This is a genomic window from Zymomonas mobilis (assembly GCF_006715975.1).
Taxonomy (GTDB): domain Bacteria; phylum Pseudomonadota; class Alphaproteobacteria; order Sphingomonadales; family Sphingomonadaceae; genus Zymomonas; species Zymomonas mobilis_B.
This window is the reverse complement of record NZ_VFOF01000001.1, coordinates 1,821,557-1,843,971: the sequence shown is the minus strand read 5'-3', so window position 1 is coordinate 1,843,971 and position 22,415 is coordinate 1,821,557. Positions and strand designations below refer to the sequence as shown.

General features: G+C 45.8%; 18 protein-coding genes. 8 read left to right on the top strand and 10 right to left on the bottom strand.

Translation table 11 applies throughout. The features are described from left to right. Positions 1–44: 44 nt before the first annotated feature. Positions 45–1,262, bottom strand: coding sequence for a UbiH/UbiF/VisC/COQ6 family ubiquinone biosynthesis hydroxylase (locus FBY58_RS08025; RefSeq protein WP_141920445.1), 1,218 nt, complete (start codon positions 1,260–1,262; stop codon positions 45–47). A 446-nt stretch (positions 1,263–1,708) separates the two neighbouring features. Between FBY58_RS08025 and FBY58_RS08020 the strand changes: the two genes are divergently transcribed. Together FBY58_RS08020 and FBY58_RS08015 are read left to right on the top strand one after the other, a co-directional pair. Then, complete coding sequence (locus FBY58_RS08020) at positions 1,709–4,108, top strand: DNA translocase FtsK 4TM domain-containing protein (protein ID WP_141920444.1); 2,400 nt, start codon at positions 1,709–1,711, stop codon at positions 4,106–4,108. 187 nt (positions 4,109–4,295) lie between these two features. Next, positions 4,296–4,865 carry a LolA family protein gene (locus FBY58_RS08015; RefSeq protein WP_409373540.1) on the top strand — a complete coding sequence of 190 codons (570 nt, stop codon included), beginning with the start codon at positions 4,296–4,298 and terminating at the stop codon, positions 4,863–4,865. Positions 4,866–4,868: 3 nt separating this feature from the next. Here FBY58_RS08015 and FBY58_RS08010 read toward each other — a convergent pair whose 3' ends face one another. Continuing rightward, on the bottom strand, positions 4,869–5,291 hold the full coding sequence (locus FBY58_RS08010) for a hypothetical protein (RefSeq protein WP_141920442.1): 423 nt from the start codon (positions 5,289–5,291) through the stop codon (positions 4,869–4,871). 656 nt (positions 5,292–5,947) lie between these two features. On the opposite strand from FBY58_RS08010, the gene xth reads away from it, so the two are divergent. After that, a complete protein-coding gene (gene xth, locus FBY58_RS08005) occupies positions 5,948–6,757 on the top strand; it encodes an exodeoxyribonuclease III (protein ID WP_141920441.1) in 810 nt (269 codons plus the stop codon). Beyond that, positions 6,750–7,844 carry a GTP cyclohydrolase II gene (gene ribA, locus FBY58_RS08000; RefSeq protein ID WP_141920440.1) on the top strand — a complete coding sequence of 365 codons (1,095 nt, stop codon included), beginning with the start codon at positions 6,750–6,752 and terminating at the stop codon, positions 7,842–7,844. The genes xth and ribA overlap by 8 nt, the downstream gene beginning before the upstream one ends. Positions 7,845–7,988: 144 nt before the next feature. Here ribA and FBY58_RS07995 read toward each other — a convergent pair whose 3' ends face one another. Next, complete coding sequence (locus FBY58_RS07995; protein ID WP_141920439.1) at positions 7,989–8,333, bottom strand: helix-turn-helix domain-containing protein; 345 nt, start codon at positions 8,331–8,333, stop codon at positions 7,989–7,991. Between the two features lie 114 nt (positions 8,334–8,447). On the opposite strand from FBY58_RS07995, the gene FBY58_RS07990 reads away from it, so the two are divergent. From FBY58_RS07990 to FBY58_RS07980, 3 genes are all read left to right on the top strand, one after another. Further along, entirely contained in the window at positions 8,448–9,464 is a 1,017-nt protein-coding gene (locus FBY58_RS07990; protein ID WP_141920438.1) for a zinc-binding alcohol dehydrogenase family protein, read from the top strand. Positions 9,465–9,628: 164 nt separating this feature from the next. Beyond that, positions 9,629–10,168 carry a L,D-transpeptidase gene (locus FBY58_RS07985; RefSeq protein ID WP_141920437.1) on the top strand — a complete coding sequence of 180 codons (540 nt, stop codon included), beginning with the start codon at positions 9,629–9,631 and terminating at the stop codon, positions 10,166–10,168. Positions 10,169–10,432: 264 nt separating this feature from the next. Beyond that, entirely contained in the window at positions 10,433–12,889 is a 2,457-nt protein-coding gene (locus FBY58_RS07980; protein WP_141920436.1) for a TonB-dependent receptor, read from the top strand. 73 nt (positions 12,890–12,962) lie between these two features. On the opposite strand, the gene aroC is transcribed toward FBY58_RS07980, so the two are convergent. From aroC to FBY58_RS07955, 5 genes are all read right to left on the bottom strand, one after another. Then, entirely contained in the window at positions 12,963–14,042 is a 1,080-nt protein-coding gene (aroC, locus tag FBY58_RS07975; RefSeq protein ID WP_141920435.1) for a chorismate synthase, read from the bottom strand. Beyond that, positions 14,039–14,845 carry an enoyl-ACP reductase FabI gene (gene fabI / locus FBY58_RS07970; RefSeq protein ID WP_141920667.1) on the bottom strand — a complete coding sequence of 269 codons (807 nt, stop codon included), beginning with the start codon at positions 14,843–14,845 and terminating at the stop codon, positions 14,039–14,041. The genes aroC and fabI overlap by 4 nt, the downstream gene beginning before the upstream one ends. A gap of 20 nt (positions 14,846–14,865) precedes the next feature. After that, entirely contained in the window at positions 14,866–15,876 is a 1,011-nt protein-coding gene (locus tag FBY58_RS07965) for a YihY/virulence factor BrkB family protein (protein ID WP_260432158.1), read from the bottom strand. Positions 15,877–16,167: 291 nt separating this feature from the next. Continuing rightward, the gene (locus FBY58_RS07960; protein ID WP_141920433.1) at positions 16,168–17,103 is read right to left on the bottom strand and encodes a DnaJ C-terminal domain-containing protein; all 936 of its coding nucleotides are present in this window, start codon (positions 17,101–17,103) and stop codon (positions 16,168–16,170) included. Between the two features lie 451 nt (positions 17,104–17,554). After that, on the bottom strand, positions 17,555–18,895 hold the full coding sequence (locus FBY58_RS07955) for a dihydroorotase (protein WP_141920432.1): 1,341 nt from the start codon (positions 18,893–18,895) through the stop codon (positions 17,555–17,557). 43 nt (positions 18,896–18,938) lie between these two features. On the opposite strand from FBY58_RS07955, the gene FBY58_RS07950 reads away from it, so the two are divergent. Next, positions 18,939–19,760, top strand: coding sequence for a folate-binding protein YgfZ (locus FBY58_RS07950; protein ID WP_141920431.1), 822 nt, complete (start codon positions 18,939–18,941; stop codon positions 19,758–19,760). A gap of 107 nt (positions 19,761–19,867) precedes the next feature. Here FBY58_RS07950 and FBY58_RS07945 read toward each other — a convergent pair whose 3' ends face one another. Beyond that, complete coding sequence (locus FBY58_RS07945; RefSeq protein WP_141920430.1) at positions 19,868–21,157, bottom strand: adenylosuccinate synthase; 1,290 nt, start codon at positions 21,155–21,157, stop codon at positions 19,868–19,870. A gap of 62 nt (positions 21,158–21,219) precedes the next feature. Further along, positions 21,220–22,335 (bottom strand): ATP phosphoribosyltransferase regulatory subunit, encoded by a 1,116-nt coding sequence (locus FBY58_RS07940; protein ID WP_141920429.1) that lies wholly within the window; start codon positions 22,333–22,335, stop codon positions 21,220–21,222. Between the last annotated feature and the right edge of the window lie 80 nt (positions 22,336–22,415).

Below are 22,415 nucleotides of genomic sequence, written 5' to 3'. Positions count from 1 at the left end.
AACCGGCCTGATTACGGGATTCGTAACAGGGCCGGTCTGTATTTTTAAAGGCTATTACCCGTTAATAAACGCGGTAATTTACCACTGTCCCCACGTGCCTCGGCTAGAAAAAAGCTTTTGATAAAGTCTAGGCGGTTAATAAATTTAAAACCGATCCTTCTGACAAAAGAAGCCATTGGCCCTGGCACAGAAAACAAACGGACAAGGGCATCCGTGCCTGCTGCGATAGTAAAATTATCAAGGCTACGCCACCGTTCATAGCGTTCTAATAATATAGCATCGCCCAAATCCATGCCGAGCCGTCGCCCTTCAACTAAGACTTCTGTTAAGGCGGCGACATCGCGCAAGCCCAAATTTAAACCTTGTCCAGCGATCGGGTGAATACCATGGGCAGCATCCGCAATTAATGCCAGTCTAAGATCCGTCATTTTCGAGCTGAATTGAAAAGAGAGAGGATAAGCGACCGGCTGGGATGCGAAGTCCAGCTCGCCCAAGATATCGCCTGTCAGACGCGATACTTCTATCAAAAAAGGCTGTTTAGGTAAGTTTTTGACGGCCTCGGCTTCTTGGCGAGGCACTGTCCATACTAACGCAGAACGATGGCGACCCTCTTCATCCTGCATCGGTAAAAGGGCAATCGGTCCTTTGGGATAGAAAATCTCATGCGCGATATGATGATGGGGCTTTTCATGAAACAGTGTGCTGATAACGGCGGCATGATTATAATTCCAGCGCGTTAAATTTATGCCCGCCGCTTGACGCGTGGGAGAGCCTCGCCCTTCGGCACCGACAAGCAAGGGGGCTGTTATTTTTCTGCCATCTTCCAATGTCGCAGAAACACCATCATGATGACGTTCTACTTCCACCGCATGGGCTGGCTGTAATAAGGTGACATGCTCGGCTGCCAAAGTTGCTTCATAAAGCGCCTGCCGCAAATAACGATTTTCCAACATATAGCCCGACGGGCCGGTAGATTCTGATGATTTGAAGCACAGGTCAGGCGTTTTTAGCTGGTCGCTTGCACGAACGGTTTGAATGGGGCAGCCTTTATCTTGAAGACTGTCTAAACCGATAGCTTGTAATAATTTCCAACAAGAACTGGCGATAGCCGTGGTTCGTCCATCAAAGTTCTTTTCCAGCATTTTGACAGGATCGGATGTATCCACCACCACAGAAGAGATTTTGTAACGATCAAGGGCAACAGCGAGCGCCATACCGGCAAAACCGCCACCCAATATCAAAACATCCGCTTTTAAATGCATGGTGATTTCTCCTGCTGGCAGCTTCCTATCCTATAGCGTGATGCTTATACAAAAACAGTCCAGTCTATGAAGAACGTGGCAAGCTGTTTATTATATCCAGAATATAGTAAGGAAATTTATTCTAAAATGATTGTTTTATAGCTAATCTTTATCAAATTTTTTTATATGATAACTATGTAATATTACTAACTGGTAAAGATAAATTTTTATATCATTACTGTTATATAGCCTGTCATATATAGAGTTTTTTAAAAGGAAAAAGGAAACAATCGTTAAATTTGATATGGCTATTATTTTATAGTTATTCAGTGATAATGTTAGTTGATTTTGAGATAAGATATATCAAGCATAAAGGCTTGAAAAATTTCTATTGAAGGCCGGATGAAATGTATATTTCTGCTAGGCTACATCATTCGCAATTTTAAAAATCGAGGTTGAATTCATCTATGGCCACAGGCATCATTTCCGAAATAACCGGATCGGAATGGCAAGCACGGATGCGTCATGTAACGGCACGCAGCGCCAGCTTTATTATGGCGGTTGCTTTATTTGCCGGTGCGGCTTTTCTTTTTGCTGCCTTAATGGGCTATAATTCAACTGATCCTGCCTTTAATACTGCCGCCGCAGGGCCTGCTCGTAATATTACGGGCGATATCGGGGCATGGTTTTCGGATCTTTTGCTAAGCTTTATCGGGCTGCCTGTTTTAATGGTTTTGCCCCCGATGCTGGTAATTGCTTTTCGCCTATGGCGTAATGTGCAGCAAGAGCATCCTTTCCGGCATATTGCTTTTATGATTTTAGGCATAATGCTGGTCTCCGCTTCGGCTGGTTTAATGAATGACAGCCAAAGCGGCTTACCCGCCGGATGGGGCGGCGGTATTGGCTTATTAACCAACGCGGTTACGTATAAAATACAGTCATTTTTTTCGCCTTCCTTTTCTTCCGCTATCCATGGTTTTGCGTTTTGTCTTTGCTTGGCAGGCGGTTGTGCTGTCTGGTTATGGGGATTGGGCTTTGATGCCTATGAAAAGGCGATTTTACGTCGCGTCTTTTCTGGCTTACGTTTCCGTTCGAAGAAAACAGAAAAGCAAAAATCATCAGCTAAAAATAATCAACCGGCTTCAAATGAACGGATAGCTTCTAAGGAACCTTTATTCTCCCCCAGCTTAGGCGGCAGCAAGGAAGTGGAGAATATTGAACTGGAAGAAATCCTCGCCGAGGAAGAAAAAACAGTCGAAAAATCGGATTCTCGCCCAATTATTACGACCTATTCACCCAAAATAGATTCCAGTGATCCAGCCAAAAGAAAAACACCCCACGAGCAAACAAATTACGCCTTACCTACCATCGACTTTTTACAGGAAATTCCGGTTCATTCTGTGCATGCAGTTGATCATGACGCCTTGGAACGTAATGCTCGGTTGCTAGAAACCGTTCTTCAAGATTTTCATGTCCGTGGCCAGATTGTAGAAATCCGTCCGGGGCCCGTGGTTACCATGTATGAACTGGAACCCGACGCTGGTATCAAAGCCAGCCGCGTTATCGCTCTGGCGGATGATATCGCACGTTATATGTCGGCTGAATCCGCCCGTATTGCGGTTATTCCGGGGCGGACGGTTATTGGTATCGAATTACCTAACCCCAAAAGAGATATGGTCTCGCTTCGGGAGTTGGTTGGATCAGAAGTCTATGACAACCAGCAAGGGTCATTACCTCTAATCCTCGGTAAAAATATTGCTGGTGACCCAGTTATTACCGATCTTGCGCCAATGCCTCATCTTCTGGTTGCGGGTACTACCGGTTCTGGTAAATCGGTTGGTATCAACTGCATGATTTTGTCATTGTTATATCGCCTGACACCCGATCAATGCCGCATGATCATGATCGATCCAAAGATGTTGGAACTTTCTATCTATGACGGCATTCCCCATCTTCTTTCTCCAGTTGTGACCGAACCGGCAAAAGCCGTTCGGGCTTTGAAATGGGCTGTTGAGCAGATGGAAGAACGCTATCGGATGATGGCTTCTGCCGGTGTTCGTGGCCTTGCCGGTTTCAATCAAAAAGTGAAAGAAGCACAGGCTCGAGGCGAACCGCTTAGCCGCAAGGTGCAAACCGGATATGACAAGGTCAGCGGCCAGCCGATTTATGAAGATGAAACCTTAGAATATGAACCTTTGCCGCAAATCGTTATCGTTGTTGACGAATTGGCCGATTTGATGATGACGGCAGGTAAAGAAGTTGAATATCTTATCCAACGTTTGGCACAGAAAGCCCGTGCCGCCGGTATCCATCTCATTATGGCAACGCAGCGGCCTTCCGTTGACGTTATTACGGGTGTGATTAAAGCCAACTTGCCAACCCGTATCAGTTTTCAGGTGACGTCCAAAATCGACTCCCGCACTATTCTCGGTGAACAGGGAGCTGAACAGCTTTTGGGCAAGGGTGACATGCTCTATATGCCGGGTGGAAAACAGGTCTTACGTGTTCACGGTCCTTTTGTCAGTGATGGCGAAGTGCAGGCCGTTGCCGATCATTGGCGGGAGCAAGGCACGCCGGAATATATTTCTTCAGTCACAGAAGAACCTGCAGATGGTGGCTATAAACTCGAAGGCCAACCTGATGGCGACCATGATCCCGAAACAAAACGGTATCGCGATGCTGTCCAGTTGGTTGTCGAAAGCCGAAAAGCTTCAACCAGTTGGCTCCAACGCCAATTACGAGTTGGCTATAATAATGCGGCTCGCTTAATTGAACGTATGGAAAAAGAAGGGATCGTCTCGGCGGCTGACCATGTCGGACGGCGGGAAGTGCTTATTCAGGCGGATGAACTTGTTTCGTTACTGTAGCTAATTAACGTTGAGTTCACCTGAATTCTGCTCATGAGCAAGAAAGATAAAGGTCTTTAATCTTTTATCGTTGAAGGGTTAGAAAAACGTGGAAGAGTTGGTTCGGTCAAATTCAAAACGGTTTTTTTGCAAGGCTGTTGCTGCCACGTTTTTGACAGCAGGCTTCTGTCTATCAGGGCTTCCGGCGATGGCCGCGCCTGCAAATGAAGCCTCTTCTACTATTTTTCCGCAGATACAAAAACATCTGCGGGAAGTTTCTACCATGACCGCTCATTTTATTCAGGTGGATAGAAACGGGCAGGCGCTTGAAGGAAACTTAACCCTGAAAAAGCCGGGCTTAATCCGTTTCCAATATCAAAAAGATGTGCCCTTACTCGTCGTCGGGGACGGTAAAGCTTTGGTGATGATCGATTATTCGGTCAGGCAGGTTTCTCGCTGGCCGATCGGGGATTCCCCGTTATCTATTTTGATTGATCCTTCAAAGGATATCGCTGGCTATGCGACGCTGACATCCGATGACGGCAAAAATATTATCATTACCGGTCGTGATCCGAAACATCCTGATTTCGGAACGATTGCGATTGATTTCCAACGAGATCGCTCGGCACCAGCACAATTAATGTTAATGGGCTGGACGGTTATTGATGCCCAGAATAACCGCTCGCAAATTATTTTGTCCGAACAAAAGTTTAATCAACCTGTTTCGAACAATATGTTCCGCTGGAATGATCCTCGCGGCAATAATGGCCCTCGCTAAAGGCTATTTTTTAAAAAGAAATGAATATGTTCTGCGAACGTCATTTTTGATTTTCGCAATGCGGTTTATTACGGCATTGACTGGCGAGATGGGGCTTTTGTTGTCCTGATTAAGTGGTTTCATTTTATATTCTTCCTGTATCACGTCAGAATGGGCTGTTTGGGTAACCAATTGGAAATCCCTGAACAGGAAGGCGTGAAGCCTATCTTTTAATATTTTGAACTCATTATTATTTTCAAGGTCAAAAAAATTGCCAAAATGCCCGTATAATTTTTTTATGTTCTGGCGGGTGTAGTTAGGCTCTTTCTCGATTTTATCCGCAAAGTGATAAAGAATTCTTCCCCGACAATAGTCTTTATTCTCGATAAGAATATCGACCATGTTCAAAAGTATACTTTTTATCTCTTTGGTGGTTTTTATTTTCATCTTTTTTCCATTTATTTTTAACTAATAAAAATATTGGTATTTTTATTAAAAAATAAACATTATTTTCAAAAATATAAAAATATAATAAAATTATTTCACTTTCGTTTATATTTTAAAAATAAATATATTTAATATGAAAATGGATAATCCAGAAAGCCTATTCTTATCTTTTGACATCCTTGACCGCTAAATCCAAGGATTTTTATTGCCTTATTAAAAGGACTTAACTCCAAACTATATTTTTGAAATTAGATGTCTAATTTTAGATAATTTTTGTATTTTTTTTATATGTAAAATTTAAGGATATATATTAACGGCAAAAATTTGGAAAATTTAAATAAAAGATTGTCTTTTATTCATCTTAGTGACAGCTTTTAAGGTGTAGTGACTTTTCTGTGGTCAATCCGCTGGCAGAATTCCCCCCTGTTGTCTGTCAGCCTAGGCCACCTCGCGTGACCAATATGTAGGTCAGCCCTCGCTTCACGCCCCCGAAGCGAGGGCCTTTTTTTATCTTGTTGAAAAATCTATATGAATATCCGCTTGCTAGGCAAGCATTCTCTATGCTTAAATCATGCCCATTTTAGCTGAATACTGGCCGGATAAAGGCTGTCTTTCACGTCACAAGACGCCATAACGTGGTATTCTGTTGGTCATAAATGGCAGGAAATATTTTGCGTATAGTCTCATGGAATATCAATTCAGTACGTGCCAGATTGGTGCATGTTGAGCGTTTCTTGAAAGAAGAACAGCCGGATATTCTTTGTTTGCAAGAAACCAAGGCAACAAATGATGTTTTCCCGTCCGGTCTTTTCCATGATCTCGGCTATATTCATCAGGCCGTGCATGGCCAACCCGGATATAATGGCGTAGCCATTCTCAGCCGGATTGCTTTTTCTCCTTCTGATATGACCCGTCATGATTGGCAAAATAATCAGGAAGCCCGCCATATAGGCATCACGCTTGAAAATGGTGTGCGCCTCGAAAATGTTTATATTCCAGCCGGCGGTGATATTCCCGATCGGGATCTTAATCCTAAATTTGGTCAAAAACTCGATTTTATAAGCCGTATGATCGAATGGTCATCCCATTTGGAAAAACCGACTATTCTGGTTGGTGATTTTAATATCGCGCCTTTGGAATCTGATGTGTGGAGCCATAAACAGCTTTTAAAAGTGGTCAGCCATACCCCGATAGAGGTCGATCATCTCACACGTCTGCAATCCAGCCATAACTGGATAGACCTTGGCCGGCATTTTCACCCAGCGCCCAACCGTTTATATACATGGTGGAGTTATCGTTCGAAAGACTGGACGAAATCTGATCGGGGCAGGCGTCTCGACCATATGTGGGCAAGCCCCTCTCTCTTAGAAAATCTTGTCGCCCATAAAGTTTATGAATCTTGCCGCAGTTGGACAAAACCTTCTGATCATGTTCCTCTGCTAACGGAGTTTAATTTTAATGGTTGAGGATCGTAAAGCGATAGTCATCGCACAGGCCATTGATGCCTTGCGTCGAGGCTGGCCTATCTCAATAGCGGATAAGGAAAATGTCTTAAGTTTGCTGGCTATCGAACGGGCAGACGATCAGCGGTTAAAAGTCTTTGATCCAGATAAAAAAGCAGATGTGCTCCTTTCGGCGGCACGGGCAGCCATCTTGAATCTCGCTAATGACAAAGAAGCCGCCACGCCTGAACAGCCAGTGACCTTGGCCAGAACGCCTTGGATTGACTGTTCTTCGGCTTTGGCTTTGGCTGATCCTTCTATGGATCTTGAAAAGCCTATGAAAGGCCCCTTCAAAGTTAGAAAAACTCCTGCCAAACAAGCTGCGGCCTCTGCCTTAGATTTAGCCAGAATGGCGGGTCTTTTACCGGCTTTCTTTGTGCAGGAAGGTAACTCCAATCAGGCGCTTTTAACGGTGCCCGCTGAAGACATTGTCGATTTTTTCCAAGGGCAGGGCGTCTATATCGCAGCAAGAGCGCGGTTGCCGATTTCCTTGGGCGATCATGGTAAAGCGATCGAAAACAGTCAGATCGTCGCTTTTCGAAATAATGCCGATGCTGTTGAACATGTGGCCGTCATTATCGGTCATCCTGATGGACAGCCACCCGTTGTTCGTCTGCATAGCGAATGTTTAACCGGCGATGTTTTCGGATCGCTTAAATGCGATTGCGGCCCCCAGCTTCATCAGGCTTTGCGGATTATGGATAATTCCGGCTATGGTATCCTGCTTTATTTACGGCAGGAAGGGCGCGGTATCGGACTTATCAACAAATTGCGCGCCTATAGCTTGCAAGATCAGGGCTTCGATACGGTAGATGCCAATGTTCGATTGGGATTTGTCAATGATGCCCGTGATTTCAGGCTCGCTGCCCAAATGTTGCAGGAATTAGAAGTGAAACAAATCCGATTGCTGACCAACAATCCCGATAAGGTTCAGGGGCTCAAAAACGCAGGCATTGACGTTGTCGAACGATTGCCTTTGAAAATCGAACCCAATCCCCATAATCAGGCCTATCTTGAAACCAAGCGCGACCGTAGCGGTCATCAACTATAAAAAAATAGGCTCTCTAATCTTGGATATGCGGTGATGTGTTGGCTGCCTTGCTACATTCTTAATATGGCCGCATATCTGTTATTCAAGGGGTAATGATAAGGCCTAGCAGAGACAATCCTTTGGAGGCTCTTATCATCTTCCGATCTATACCTCATTACTGCTCAAATATCGGTCACCCCATGTTTTAAGCGCCGCTATAACAGGCTCAAGACTACGCCCCAATTCAGACAAACTATATTCAACCTTGGGCGGAATGACAGGATAAACGGTTCGGATAATTAGATTATTTTTCTCTAATTCTCTTAATTGTTTGGTGAGCATACGCTGCGTAATATCAGGAAGTCTGCGGCGTAACTCGTTGAAACGCAATGTTTTCTCAAAAAGATGATAGAGAATAACGCCTTTCCATTTGCCATCAATCAAATTGAGCGTCCCTTCCACGGGGCAACCCGCGTTACATTCAAAGCTTTTATGTCGGATACGAGGCATTATCATTTCCTTTTACAGTATCCTTTTAGATACTATAGGCCTTTTATGTGCGTTCTTGTTCTTTATGAAGGTAAGATAGATATTGATAGCCTCAAACTGTAAAAGGAATACATTATGCGTGCAGTTGGCTATCAAAAACCGCTCTCCCTTACAGAGCCTGACTCCTTGGTGGATATCGAGATTCCTAGGCCAAAATCCAAAGGCCGTGATTTATTAATCGAGATAAAAGCGGTTTCCGTTAATCCGGTTGATGCAAAAGTAAGACAGAAGATGCCTCTTAAGGCAGGGGAAGAATGGAAAATTTTAGGATGGGATGCTGCGGGTGTTGTCGTCGAAACGGGCGATGAGGCACAATTATTCAAAGTGGGCGATGAAGTCTTCTATGCAGGGACTTTGAATCGCTCCGGCAGTAATGCAGAATTTCAGCTTGTCGATGAACGAATTGTAGGCAAAAAACCCAAAAGCCTTAACTGGGCAGAAGCGGCGGCCTTACCGTTAACCACACTTACCGCTTGGGAAGTTTTATTCGACCGGCTTAATATCCATCAACCTGTTGCCGGTATTAAACCCGCTATCTTAATTATCGGCGGCAGTGGTGGTGTCAGCTCGATCGCAATTCAACTAGCGCGCCAGTTAAGCGATGCAACGGTTATCGCCACGGCCTCCCGACCAGAAAGCAGTGAATGGGTTACTATGATGGGCGCTCATTATGTTATCGATCATAGTAAAGCCTTATCTCCCCAGATAGAGGCACTTAACAAAGGCGCTCTACCTTTTGTTTTTTCAGCCAATCATACCGATCAACATTTTGAGGAAGCTGCCAAATTGATGGCACCTCAAGGCCGTTTTGCTCTGATTGATGAGCCGGGACTCCTGAATATTGATATTTTTCAGGCAAAATCTTTGTCTCTTCATTATGAATGTATGTTCACCCGCTCAATGTTTGAAACTGCCGATTTGTCCGAGCAGCATTCCATTTTGAATAAGTTAAGTGATCTTGTGGATGAAGGGTGCATCAGAACAACCCTTACAAAAAATTTAGGGGTTATTAACGCCAAAAATCTTAAACAGGCGCATCAATTTATCGAAGCGGGACATAGTAAAGGCAAGATCGTTCTTGAAGGCTTCTAAAAGATAGTCGTTTTCTAAATTAAACTATTTTGAGGTAGCGTTAATCTTTTAACGCTACCTTTATTTTAATCAGCTAGTTTCTAAACGGTGCTTGAATAGATTTTGGGGTATTTTAATAAACAGCTCGTAATGTTGCAGGATAATAGAAGGCATTCTTCCCGATAATGGTAGAAATCTACATCGACAGTCAGTCTCGAATCCTGACCGAAAACCGGAAGGGTCAATGCTATCAGACTTCCTGCGCCTTGGGGAAAAACGGGGTTGTCGCAGCGGAGGCTAAACGGGAAGGGGACAATAAAACCCCGCTTGGATGTTGGCCTATTCGGGGAGCGTTATTACGGCCTGACCGTTTTAATACCGCCGCTCATCCGCCTTTTAATGTTCAGGATATCAAAATCCCATGGCGCTGGATTCGTCCCAATGATGGTTGGTGCGATGACAGCCAATATCCCTGCTATAACCGACCCGTGACTTTGCCTTTTTCAGGGTCAGCTGAGTCTTTGTGGCGTCAAGATTCTCTCTACGACATTATTATCACGCTTGGTTATAACGACCGACCGGCTTTTCCCTATTTAGGCAGTGCGATTTTCCTACATTGTCGTATTTTTGGTCGTCAAACGGCTGGATGTGTGGCTGTTATGCCAGATTTCTTAGAGAATCTGCTCATCAGATTACAATTAGGGGATAGTCTTAAGATATTTTAAAGCTATCAAGCCTAATAACAGCTATGTAGACATCACAGCACAGCTTTATAACAAATTGTCACTGGACATTTTGTTCGCTGTTAGGCTTTTGCTTTTTCGCTAATATAGCCTACAGAACAGGACGTTTCAGTTATCTATCAGGGGAATGAAATGGGGTGGTCTGATAATGTCATCCATCCATTCTCTTGGATACAATAAAAAGACTAAAAGAATATCTGCAGGAACCGGAAAAATCCGGTCATATTGCGGTAAAGGAGAGGATGAATGACAAGATATTTTTGTCAGTTACTGGCAGGTACCGCCCTTCTTGCTTGTGTGCAATCAGCTTACGCGCAGGGGGTTCAATATAAGAAACCGAATAATCCTACGGGCAATCCGCCATCTTCCGCTGCTTATCCGGCGCCCGCGCAAACAACCGGTGCCGGCACAAGAGGCCAGACGCCGACCGCTGTTTCGCATCCTGTGCCTGATAGACCCATGCTTCGGAAAGTCGATATCACGCAACCGCCCGCCAAAGATGATGGCGCTGGTGGCTTAATCAGCCGTCGGGTCGGACGGGATGATATTGCCAATATCGGTTTTGGACAAACCCGCCAGCAAATAACTATAACACAAGACAATTTCAGCCGGATGACCCCTGGTACATCCGCACTCAGTGTCATGGCCACCTTGCCAAGTGTTAATTTCCAGTCTGCTGACTCTTTCGGTCTGGATGAAAAATCCAGTAACCTGACTATCCGTGGCTTTTCACAGGATCAGATCGGTTTTACGATTGATGGTGTGCCTCTTGGTAATATGATGGACAGCAGCAATGGCTTGTCGATCAACCGGATGATCATGCCTGAAAATATCGACAGCGTGACGGTCAATTCCTCGACGGGCAGCCTTGGTTTAGCGGCTAATAATAATGTCGGTGGCTCGGTTCAGTTCGCATCACACCGTCCGGGTGATAAACTCGATATCGTCGGTTCAGGCACCTATGGCTCTAACAATACATGGCGTGGCTTTGCCCGTGTTGAAAGCGGTGACGTCACCGGAAACGGTTTGCGCGGATCTTTCAGCTATGGCTATTTAACCAGCGGTAAAAGCCGCGGTTGGGGTAAAGAAAAAGAGCATCAGGTCAACGCCAAAATCACGCAGGATCTGCATGATGGCTATGATGGCGAAGTCGGTGTCTTCTTCGACTATTCCAGCCTTCGTGAAAATAACTACATGAATAGTAGTTATGACATGCAAAAAGGCTTGGGCACCGATACCGATTATACCCATAACTGGGATGTCGCCCAGCAAATGGGAACAGCCTACCAGAATGGCAGCAATGCTTATCCATCGCCTTACAATTCGGTCAATGACACCTATTACAGTGCATCGACTTTAAGACGTGATTATATTGGTGGTCTGCATTTCAAACGGCATGTGACCAAAGAAATCAGTGTTGACCTGACTGGTTATTACAACCGCGAATATGGTCAGGATTTGATGTATAATCCTTATGTTGCAACCCCGGGCGGCTCTTCATTATCCGTTATGGGCGTGACCTCGACCCAGAATCGTGGTGGCGTTACCGGTCATGTTGCATGGGATCATGATTTCTCAATCTTCAAAAACCATTTGGAAGCCGGTGGCTGGTATGAATCCAGCACGAGCCATCAGGCCACTGATTATTACGATTTAGCCGCCAATCAAAGCGGGCCATCCCGTAATATCTTGCAATATCAAAGCAATCCTTTCAGTTCACAATGGGCGCATACCATCGGTTCCGAAACGACGATGTATTATGTGTCTGATCGCATGGACTTTGGTAAGGTGACTTTGTCCGGTGGATGGAAAGGATTCCAGACCACCAGCCAGAATAAAGCCGCCGGTAATCTTTCCGATTACAATCGTGCAACGGGCAAGCTGAACTCAACGGATTGGTTCTTGCCGCAATTCGGTATCTTGTGGAAACCGGATAGCCGCATCGATTTGTTCTTTAATTATTCCGAAAATATGCAGGCGATGAATGCCAATCTTTTGGCAGCCACCTCGCAGGCTAATTTCAATAATTTATCCAGCGATCACAAGCTTCGGCCTGAAAAATCGACCAATTATGAAATCGGTATGCGGTATCATGAAGGTCGTTTCCAGACCAGCATTGCTGCCTATTACAGCTATATAACCAATAATCTGCTGGCGACTTCGACTAAAAGCGCTAACGCCCCTATCAATGTTTATAATGTCGGCGGTGTGAAGAATTATGGCGTTGATGTCACCGCCATGTATCGCATTTTGCGGCCATTATCTGTCTTGGCCGGGTATTCTTATACCCATGCAACCTATGCCAATAATATAATGGGCGAAAACGGTTCGGTTCTTTACGATACCAAAAATAAATGGGTTCCCGGTATTCCGCGGAACATGTTCAAAGCTGATATCGTTTATGACGACCATCACTTGTTAATGCGGGTCGGTGGTACCTTTATGGTGCATCGTTTGGCTGATGCCGTGAACAGCGTCCATGTCCCCGGTCAGTATATCTTGAACGGTGCTATCGGTTATCACTTCGGTGATGAAGTGCCTTATCTGAAGGGCTGGACGGTCATTGGTAACGTCACCAATATGACGGGTCAGCGTTATGTTTCGACCATCGGCACAACCGGCTTTGTTGCCAGTGGTGATGCTCAGAATTTACAGGCTGGTGCACCTCGTCGTTTCTTCATTACCCTGAAACGCGGTATCTAAGCTTACACTCAAAACCTATAAAAAAAGCCGGAGGTTTTAGGACTTCCGGCTTTTTTTATATTTGAAAGAAATATTAGCGACCCGTCTGGGCGCGATGCAAAAGTTTTTGATCTGCCAAAACTAATGCCACCATGGCTTCTACGACAGGAACAGCTCGAATACCGACACAAGGGTCATGACGGCCTTTCGTGCTGATCTCTACCGCCTCACCATCGCGATTGATCGATGGCAAGGGTGACAGAATAGAAGGGGTCGGCTTTAATGCGCAGCGGATAACAACCGGTTGTCCTGTCGCAATACCAGCTGTCACACCGCCTGCATGATTGGATACGAAACGTGCCTGACCATGTCCTTCTAAGGCAGGGCGCAGCGCATCAGCGTTATCGCGTCCTGTTGACCGTGCAGCATCAAAGCCATCGCCGATTTCAACGCCTTTAACAGCATTAATGCCCATACAGGCTGCGGCTAATTCTGAATCCAGTTTGGCATAAAGGGGCGCCCCCCAGCCTGCAGCTACCTGCGTTGCAACGCATTCAACAATGGCACCAACAGAATTGCCGTCTTTTCGAGCATTATCGACAATTTGTTCCCATCTTTCGACGGCCTTTTTATCAGGGCAGAAAAAAGGATTATTGTTGATCTCTGCTTCATCAAACGCCTGACGATCAATTTTGTCACCGCCCAGTTCAACTAGATATCCCTGAATTTTCACTTCCGGAATGACTAGCCTTGCTACAGCACCGGCGGCAACACGGGCGGCTGTTTCTCTTGCCGAAGACCGACCACCACCGCGATAATCGCGCAAACCATATTTTGCATCATAGGCGAAATCACCATGCGCCGGACGGTATTGTTGCGCGACATTACTGTAATCACGGGAACGCTGGTCTGTATTCTCAATCATCAGGCTGATTGGCGTGCCAGTTGTCTGGCCTTCGAAAACACCTGACAAAATTTTCACTTCATCCGCTTCACGTCTCTGCGTTGTAAAGCGAGAAGAACCGGGTTTCCGGCGGTCTAGCCAAGGCTGAATATCTTTTTCAGACAAGGCCAATCCGGGCGGGCAGCCATCCACCACAGCACCAAGGGCAGGGCCGTGACTTTCTCCCCAGCTGGTAAAGCGGAAGAGGTGACCAAAGCTGTTGAAACTCATTTTGCGAGCACAATATCTGGCGCATCAATGCGCTTCATACCGACAATATTATATCCGGCATCCACATGATGAATTTCGCCCGTAACGCCTGAAGCCAGATCGGACAGTAAATAAAGCGATGACTTCCCGACTTCTTCGATCGAAACCGTCCGCTTCAATGGGGTGTTCAGCTGATTCCATTTCAGGATATAAGAAAAATCACCAATGCCACGGGCTGCCATCGTTTGGATTGGACCTGCCGAAATAGCATTAACCCGAATATTCTGGTCACCAAGATCTGCAGCCAGATATTTTACCGAGGTTTCCAAGGCGGCTTTTGCAACACCCATAATATTATAATTCGGCATGACTTTTTCTGCGCCATAATAGGTCAGCGTCAAAACGCTACCGCCATTTGGCATCATGTCACGGGCTTTTCTGGTTACCGCAATCAAGGAATAAGCAGAAATCGTCATCGTCATCTGGAAATTTTCAAGGCTGGTATCTGCAAAATGACCACGCAGTTCATTTTTGTCAGAAAAGCCAATGGCATGAACCACAAAATCAATCGTTGGCCAACGTTCTGCCAGATTATCAAAAGCGTTATCAATTGCCGCCATATCACTGACATCACAGTCGATCAGAATATCTGATCCCAACTTTTCTGCCAGCGGTTGCACCCGTTTTTTTAAGGCATCGCCTTGATATGCGAAAGCCAGTTCAGCACCTTGCTCTTTAAGAGCGCAGGCAATTCCCCATGCCAAAGAACGATCATTGGCAAGCCCCATGATCAGTCCTCTTTTCCCATCCATCAATCCGGCCATACATACCTCGTCTATCAAAATTATTTACTACTTTTTGGGGCAACAGAGGTTGCCCTGTCAAATGCCAGTGTTGCATTCAAATGAATACCGACAACCAAGCCCAGTCCAATGATCCAGAAATAAATCAAAACTATGACCGAGCCCGCAAGCCCGCCATAGCTGCGGTTATAATCCAACATATTATTAAGAGCGATAGGCAGAATCATGGTAACCATCTGCCACCAAAAAGCGGTAAGAAAAGCCCCTGGCCATTTATAATAGCGGGCTTGTCTATATTGGGGCGGGGTGATCGAATAAAACAAAATATAGAGGGCACAAAATAATAGCCCACCTGAAACAATCCGAGATACTATAGAAAATACAGTAATATGATCTAAAAAAGCATGTATGCGATCACTAGTAAGGCCAATGAGATTAAGCTGATCTATCAGATTAAGATTATCGGAAAGGCTAATATGCGGCAAAGCATCCTTTGCATATTGCATGACCCAGCCAAAACGCTGTGCAAAAATATTTTGAAGAGTCGCAATAAGCACCTGCACCGATAAAATAATAAACAGGAGCAAAACCGCACCGATATTGATAGCCATAGCGCCTAGACGATAGCGGATAAAGGCCGTGGGCGGTTCCATGTGATAGGTTCGATAAAGAAGCTCTCGAATACTGGCGATGAACCCACTGACAGACCATAGGCTGACAATCGCACTCCACCAGATCAAAGACCCAGAACGCGCTGATAATACCTGAAAAATAGGCCCACTAAGCTGTGTAGAAACATTTGGAGGTAAGGCCGAAAGAAAAGAATGAACAGCCGCAAAACCAGCTGTGCCGCGCCCAATGGCACTGGCCACGATAATGGTCAAAATCATAAAAGGAAAAAGCGTTAGCAAGGCCATATAGGCAAAATTACCGGCATGGGGAAAACCATTGCCAATCACGCCGCTGATGACCTGCTTTATAATCCTGAAAATGGATAGATATCTTTTGCGTCGTTTATGATCCGGCGACTTGTTTTGTTTTTCTTCTGTCATAATTGCCGGCATGGTCTCTTAACGTTCATCATTAAACAAGAGATAATCACGCCGCACTGGTGCTAAAAGAAAAAACTATTTTTAATAGAGTTATTTGGCAACAGCCTGATGACTTACAATATTCAATTCAGATGAATTGAAATGACCTCATCTCAATAAAATATTTTATTGTCCAATAACAACAGGGTGAGGAGGGATTTACCCCTTATTCTATTCTGTTTTGTCAAAATATTAAGACCGGCCATCTCGACCGGTCTTAAAATCTTAGACATCATTACTATCGTTAGGATATTACAACCCCAAAGCTGCTCTTGGATTATAGGACTCTTTTCCTGCCCATTTTTGGATCAATTGCTTCAAGTCGCTATCGTTTTCGGGGATAGTAATCATCAAAGTGATTAGTTCATCTCCACGCCCACCGGATTTCTTATGAAAGCCTTTGCCTCTAAGACGTAAGACTTTTCCCGAGCTGGCACCGGCTGGAATCGATACCATGACGGCACCTTCTGCGGTTGGGACTTTTACTTTCCCACCTTCAACGGCTTCAGCAAGCGAAATTGGCAGATTTAAAATAATGTCATCATCCTTGCGTTGGAAAAACGCATGAGGCTGAATATCAATAGTAACAATCGCATCACCTGCACCACCGGGGCCAGGTTGTCCTTTGCCCGCTAGACGCATCTGAGTACCATTTTCGACACCGGCTGGTAGTTTGAGGTCGATCGTTTTGCCATCGCCCAATGTAATTCGTTGAGGATGAAGCGTGGCGGCATCCACAAAAGGAACCTTTAAGCGGTAAAGGTTATTGCTGCCTTTTGGCGCAGATCTTCCACCGAACCCGCCTCGTTGTGATCGACCACCGCCGCCACCACCGAAAATACCTTCGAAAATATCACCGAAGTCGCCGCCGCCACCGCCGCCAAAGTTGAATCCGCCAAAGCCGCCACCGCCACGGTTGCCGCCTGCACCGGCACCGCCGAAGCCACCTGCGCCATTAAAGCGCGGATTACCCTGTTCATCGATCTCTCCACGATCATATTGCCCGCGTTTTTCTTTATCGGATAAAATATCATAGGCTGCTGATACTTCGGAAAAGCGCTCGGCTGCTTGGGGGTTATCCTTGTTGTGATCTGGATGATATTTTTTCGCCAGAGAGCGATAGGCTTTTTTAATAGCCGCCTCGTCCGCGTTCCGCGTCACTCCCAGTTTTTCGTAAAGATCAGCCATAATGTCTTTAAGCCCACTCTATCTGAAATCATTTATGTAGCAAATATGCCACATAAATGTGTATGTCCCCTTAAAATCGCAAGGGGGCTGACCATAAAAAGCTGTTTTGTCAGAATATTAAAAGGATAAATCAAAAGATGGAATCATATTTATCTAGCTAATATTTCAAAAATAAAATTATTGGAACAAAATTTAAAAAACACTTCATCACGACAATAATTTTTACTTTGAAAATAAATCTGCTGTGACAGATTTATATCCTGAATTTTTAACTACCGCCTTTGTTCAAAAAATATCCAGACTATTTTATAAAAGCCTTGAATCTGGCGGCTTTCTATAAGCACTTGATTATAGATTTAAACAGAAATGAAGATAATTGAAGGTAAAGATTAGGCCAGTTACAATATAATTACCTATATTATAACTGGCCTTGGACAAAAAATAGAAGCCGCTATTTTTTCAATTCATTCCGTACACTATCCTGAAAACGCAATGGGCGACCTGCGGGTTCGCCATAAAGTTGACCTTCCCACATAACGCGATGACCTCGAATGATCGTGCCAACGGGTTTGGCTTTCAATTGTTTACCCGCAAAGGGAGACCATCCACATTTGGAAGCCAACCATTCATTTTCGATGACCCATGATGCTTTCATATCGACAATAGAAAAATCGGCATCATAACCCACCGCAATCCGGCCTTTATTCAACAGTCCGAATAACCGCTGCGGCCCCGATGATACGAGATCAACCAAACGTGCAAGGCTTAAACGGCCTTCCGCTACATGATGCAGCATTAAAGGCAGCAAGGTCTGAACACCTGGCATACCACTAGGTGATTGAGGGTAGGGACGTTGTTTTTCTTCAATCGTATGTGGGGCGTGATCAGAACCGATGACGTCGGCGATACCTTGCTGCAAGGCATCCCATAATCCTGATTGATGCTTTTCAGAACGGATAGGCGGATTCATTTGGGCATAAGTACCCAATTCAGGATAAGCGGTTTCAGCGGCTAAGGTCAGATGTTGCGGCGTTAGCTCACAACTCGCGATATCTTTATGCTGGGCGATCAAAGCCATTTCTTCAGGCGTGGTTACGTGAAGAATATGGATAGGACGGCCTGCCTTCTTGGCTAAAGACAAAATACGCTTGGTTGCCTGCATGGCGGTTTCATCATCGCGCCACACCGGATGGGATGACGGGTCACCTTCTACCCGATATTCTTGCCGTGCTTTCAAACGGGCTTCGTCTTCGGCATGGATAGCCACGCGACGCCGTCCCGATTGCAAAACAGAAAGCAGGGTCTCGTCATCATCAACCAATAAATTTCCGGTTGATGATCCCATAAAAACTTTAACGCCAGCACAACCGGGCAAGCTTTCGATTTCGTCTAATTTCGAAATATTATTGGCGGTTGCACCGATATAGAAGGCATGGTCGCACCACATCCGGCGATGCGCGCGGGCAATTTTGTCGGCCAAAGCTTCTGCGGTATCCGTTGGCGGATTGGTATTAGGCATTTCAAAAACGGCGGTGATTCCACCCATGACCGCAGCCTTACTACCGCTGGCAAGGTCTTCTTTGCCTTCCAATCCGGGTTCACGGAAATGAACCTGTGTATCAATCGCCCCTGGTAAAACCGTCAATCCATCACAGGACAAAAAGGAGTCTGCCTGATCTTTGTGGAATTCTCCGATGGCTGCAATCTTGCCATTCTTTACAGCAATATCTTTCGAGACCAGCCCACCCGGCGTAAAGAGCGTTCCACCTTTTAAAATCAGATCATATAGCATCAGCGGCCTTCCTTTTTGTCTGCCAATTTTTTACTATCCTAATATGAGCGCCGCGAACAATAATACTATGCCCGATAGAGCCACTTTATTGGCTGATCGGTCTGTTATCCGTTTATCTCCGATGGCAGAAGATAAGTCTTCTGAAGTCTTTGATTTCCTACAAGGGCTTGTAACACAGGATGTTTTTCTCTTGGAGAAGAGCGCGCCTCTCTGGGCGGCTTTGCTTACAGCCCAAGGAAAAGTCTTATACGACTTCATTCTATGGGCAGAAGACTCGTCGATTCTTATCGACTGCGAAGCCGCGATTGCCAATAATTTGATTCGGAGACTAACGCTCTATCGGTTGCGGCGGGCTATTCTTATCGAAATCGAACCGACTTTAGAGGTTCATTGGTCGCTGGAAAAACCGGATGATAGTCATCCTGCCTTCAATGATCCAAGGTTACCAGAACTGGGTTTCCGCTGGTTAGAGAGGGTTTCTGAAAATAAACCATCTGCCAGTTTGCTCTGGAAAAAACATCGTTTGTCATGGGGGGTGACCGAAGGCCAAGCCGAATTAGGGTTAGATAAAACGCTGTGGCTAGAAGCCAATGCGCGTGAATTAAACGGCGTTAGCTTTACAAAGGGTTGTTACGTCGGTCAGGAAAATACTGCTCGAATGAATTGGCGGCAAAAAATCAACCGTCGTCTGGCTGTCATCAAGACAGAACAGCCCTTGGATGATGCTAAATGCAGAGTCTATTATAGCGATTTACAAATAGCCGTTGCTTTACGTCGTGTATCTGATTGGGACATTATCCCTGCTGGGCAAGAAATCATCACACCTGAATGGTTAAAAGAGGCTCTAATAGAAGCCGAAAAATAAACCTTTCAGATGGCCTTCCTCAAAACTAAATTCTGCGTGGCTAACCTGCCAAGCAGACATAAAAAAAGCCGGAAGATACTTCCGGCTTTTTCCTAAATAGATTTTGATTAACCGAGGAACGGATCTTTTACCAAAATGGTATCTTCCCGTTCTGGGCTGGTTGAAACCAGCGTGATCGGACATTCGATTAATTCTTCAATCCGGCGAATATATTTGATCGCCTGTGCAGGAAGTTCGCCCCAGCTTCTGGCGCCTGCGGTGGATTCTTTCCAACCTTCAATGGTTTCATAAACCGGCTTTGCGGCGGCCTGATCTTTATAATAAGGCGGAAGATAATCAAAAACCTTGTCGCCAATTTTATAGCCGGTGCAGATTTTGATTTCGTCGAAACCGTCCAACACATCCAGCTTGGTCAGCGCAATGCCCGTGATACCGGCAACAGCAACAGATTGGCGCATCAAGACGGAATCGAACCAGCCACAACGGCGGCGACGGCCGGTAACCGTGCCAAATTCATGGCCACGTTCACCCAAGGCCTGACCAATTTCATCATCCAGTTCAGTCGGGAATGGGCCTGCGCCAACGCGGGTCGTGTAGGCTTTTGCAATACCCAGAACAAAACCGACGGCCGAAGCGCCCATACCTGAACCACCAGCGGCAGAACCTGCAATGGTGTTTGACGAGGTAACATAAGGATAGGTGCCATGATCAACATCAAGCATCACACCCTGCGCACCTTCAAACAGGATACGACGATTTTTCTTCTGTTCTTCAGCGAGAATCCGCCATGCTGGTTTGGCAAAAGGCAGGATCGAACTGGCGATTTCTTTCAAATCGCTAATCAGTTTTTCACGATCGACAGGCGGTTTGCCAAAGCCAACCCGCAACGCATTATGATGCGCGATTAACCGATCAAGGCGTGGGCCTAATTCATCAATATGGGCGAGGTCGCACAAACGAATAGCACGGCGGCCAACCTTATCTTCATAAGCAGGGCCGATACCACGACGGGTTGTTCCGATTTTTTTGTCACCGGAGCGATCTTCGCGGAAACCGTCCAGCTCGCTATGCAGCGGCAAGATTAACGGGCTGGTTTCTGCAATGGCCAAGGTTTCTGGCGTGATAACGACGTCCTGTTTTTTCAGGCGTTCCATTTCATCACGGAAATGCCAAGGGTCGATAACGACGCCGTTTCCGATAATTGACAGCGTGCCGCTGACTACCCCTGAAGGTAACAGGCTTAATTTATAGGTAACACCATTAACGACAAGGGTATGGCCGGCGTTATGACCGCCTTGAAAACGGACGACGACATCGGCTCGTTCGGCGAGCCAGTCGACGATCTTGCCTTTGCCTTCATCACCCCATTGGGCACCGACGACCGTAACATTGGCCATATTTTTCTTGCTCCTGCTGGTTGCTTTATTCGCGCAGGTTATGCGCCTCAAGAATCACTCAATCAGAGCGGTTTGATTTCACCGCTTGTTAAAATATCTGTGCATTGATGAATAACAGGATCATCATCTTCATCAAGGGCTGCAATCGTAATCCAGCCTTGCTGACGCAGATCGCGTGCCTGTTCTGGATTATGACCTAACGGCAAGAACAGCTTTCTGGATTTTTTCTGTCCCAGACCGGAATCGACCAAAGGATCAATATAAAGAGAAAAGCCAACGGCCTGTTCTTCGCGTTTATCCTGATGAATAATGGTATAGCTGCCACCGCGACCAATTTCACCCAGAATGCCGGAACCAAACAACGAAAAACCAATCCATGTCTGGTATTCGAAACCATGCCGTTCGGTTGGGTCGAGCGTGACATGCACAGATTCATCAAGAGAATCCCGAATAGTCTTCAGGGCTTTTAATCGATCGGCAAAGCCCAGCTTTTCAGCCATCGGTTGTAATTTCTCAATCGCCTGATCAAACGGGCCCGCAGCTTCCAATAAGGGGCGATATCCCGTTGCATTCAGTTCGGCCAGACCACCTGCATCTTTGGCATCCAGAACTGTGAAGAGATTCTCTCTTTTGGAGGCTTCGATCGGCAGCGTCGTTTCAGCCAGTTTTTCAACCAGATCAGGCAAGGTCAGATCAATGCTGATCTTTTCAACACCTGCGATTTTTAAGGTCTCGACGGCCATGCCTAAAATTTCAATGACCCCAGCGACTGAATCGTTACCGATTAACTCGGCACCAGCCTGCATCAATTCTCTTTCCGGCCGCAGCTGAGTTGCCCGTAATTTCATTACGGTGCCACCATAGGCCAAACGTAAAGGCCGTGGACGATGATTTAATCGGGTTGTCGCAATGCGGCCGATCTGTCCTGTAATATCAGGGCGAAGAGCCAGGCTGCGTTGTGAAACAGGGTCAACAAAACGCAACAAATCCTGTTTGCGTGCCGACTTCAAACGGCCAAGCAAACTTTCTTCGAATTCGGCTAAAGGTGGGGATACCCGTTCATAACCATGTCGGTTGATGGCTACAATAACATGATGCAGCAAGCGGGAAGCTGCTTCAGCTTGGGGGGGAAGGCGGTCTCGTAATCCTTCGGGGAGCAAACCATGCGCTATCGTCATTGATCAAAAAGCTTTTATTATCAGGACAAAGGTCTTTCTAATCATGTTGAGACAACATTCCACCCTGTTTCTTACGTAAA

Excerpts from the sequence above, each read along its gene's own strand:
- FBY58_RS08025 (WP_141920445.1), bottom strand. The coding sequence starts at position 1,262 with ATGCATTTAAAAGCGGATGTTTTGATATTGGGTGGCGGTTTTGCCGGT.
- FBY58_RS08020 (WP_141920444.1), top strand. The coding sequence starts at position 1,709 with ATGGCCACAGGCATCATTTCCGAAATAACCGGATCGGAATGGCAAGCA.
- FBY58_RS08015 (WP_409373540.1), top strand. The coding sequence starts at position 4,296 with ATGGCCGCGCCTGCAAATGAAGCCTCTTCTACTATTTTTCCGCAGATA.
- FBY58_RS08010 (WP_141920442.1), bottom strand. The coding sequence starts at position 5,291 with ATGAAAATAAAAACCACCAAAGAGATAAAAAGTATACTTTTGAACATG.
- xth (WP_141920441.1), top strand. The coding sequence starts at position 5,948 with ATGGCAGGAAATATTTTGCGTATAGTCTCATGGAATATCAATTCAGTA.
- ribA (WP_141920440.1), top strand. The coding sequence starts at position 6,750 with ATGGTTGAGGATCGTAAAGCGATAGTCATCGCACAGGCCATTGATGCC.
- FBY58_RS07995 (WP_141920439.1), bottom strand. The coding sequence starts at position 8,333 with ATGCCTCGTATCCGACATAAAAGCTTTGAATGTAACGCGGGTTGCCCC.
- FBY58_RS07990 (WP_141920438.1), top strand. The coding sequence starts at position 8,448 with ATGCGTGCAGTTGGCTATCAAAAACCGCTCTCCCTTACAGAGCCTGAC.
- FBY58_RS07985 (WP_141920437.1), top strand. The coding sequence starts at position 9,629 with ATGGTAGAAATCTACATCGACAGTCAGTCTCGAATCCTGACCGAAAAC.
- FBY58_RS07980 (WP_141920436.1), top strand. The coding sequence starts at position 10,433 with ATGACAAGATATTTTTGTCAGTTACTGGCAGGTACCGCCCTTCTTGCT.
- aroC (WP_141920435.1), bottom strand. The coding sequence starts at position 14,042 with ATGAGTTTCAACAGCTTTGGTCACCTCTTCCGCTTTACCAGCTGGGGA.
- fabI (WP_141920667.1), bottom strand. The coding sequence starts at position 14,845 with ATGGCCGGATTGATGGATGGGAAAAGAGGACTGATCATGGGGCTTGCC.
- FBY58_RS07965 (WP_260432158.1), bottom strand. The coding sequence starts at position 15,876 with ATGACAGAAGAAAAACAAAACAAGTCGCCGGATCATAAACGACGCAAA.
- FBY58_RS07960 (WP_141920433.1), bottom strand. The coding sequence starts at position 17,103 with ATGGCTGATCTTTACGAAAAACTGGGAGTGACGCGGAACGCGGACGAG.
- FBY58_RS07955 (WP_141920432.1), bottom strand. The coding sequence starts at position 18,895 with ATGCTATATGATCTGATTTTAAAAGGTGGAACGCTCTTTACGCCGGGT.
- FBY58_RS07950 (WP_141920431.1), top strand. The coding sequence starts at position 18,939 with ATGAGCGCCGCGAACAATAATACTATGCCCGATAGAGCCACTTTATTG.
- FBY58_RS07945 (WP_141920430.1), bottom strand. The coding sequence starts at position 21,157 with ATGGCCAATGTTACGGTCGTCGGTGCCCAATGGGGTGATGAAGGCAAA.
- FBY58_RS07940 (WP_141920429.1), bottom strand. The coding sequence starts at position 22,335 with ATGACGATAGCGCATGGTTTGCTCCCCGAAGGATTACGAGACCGCCTT.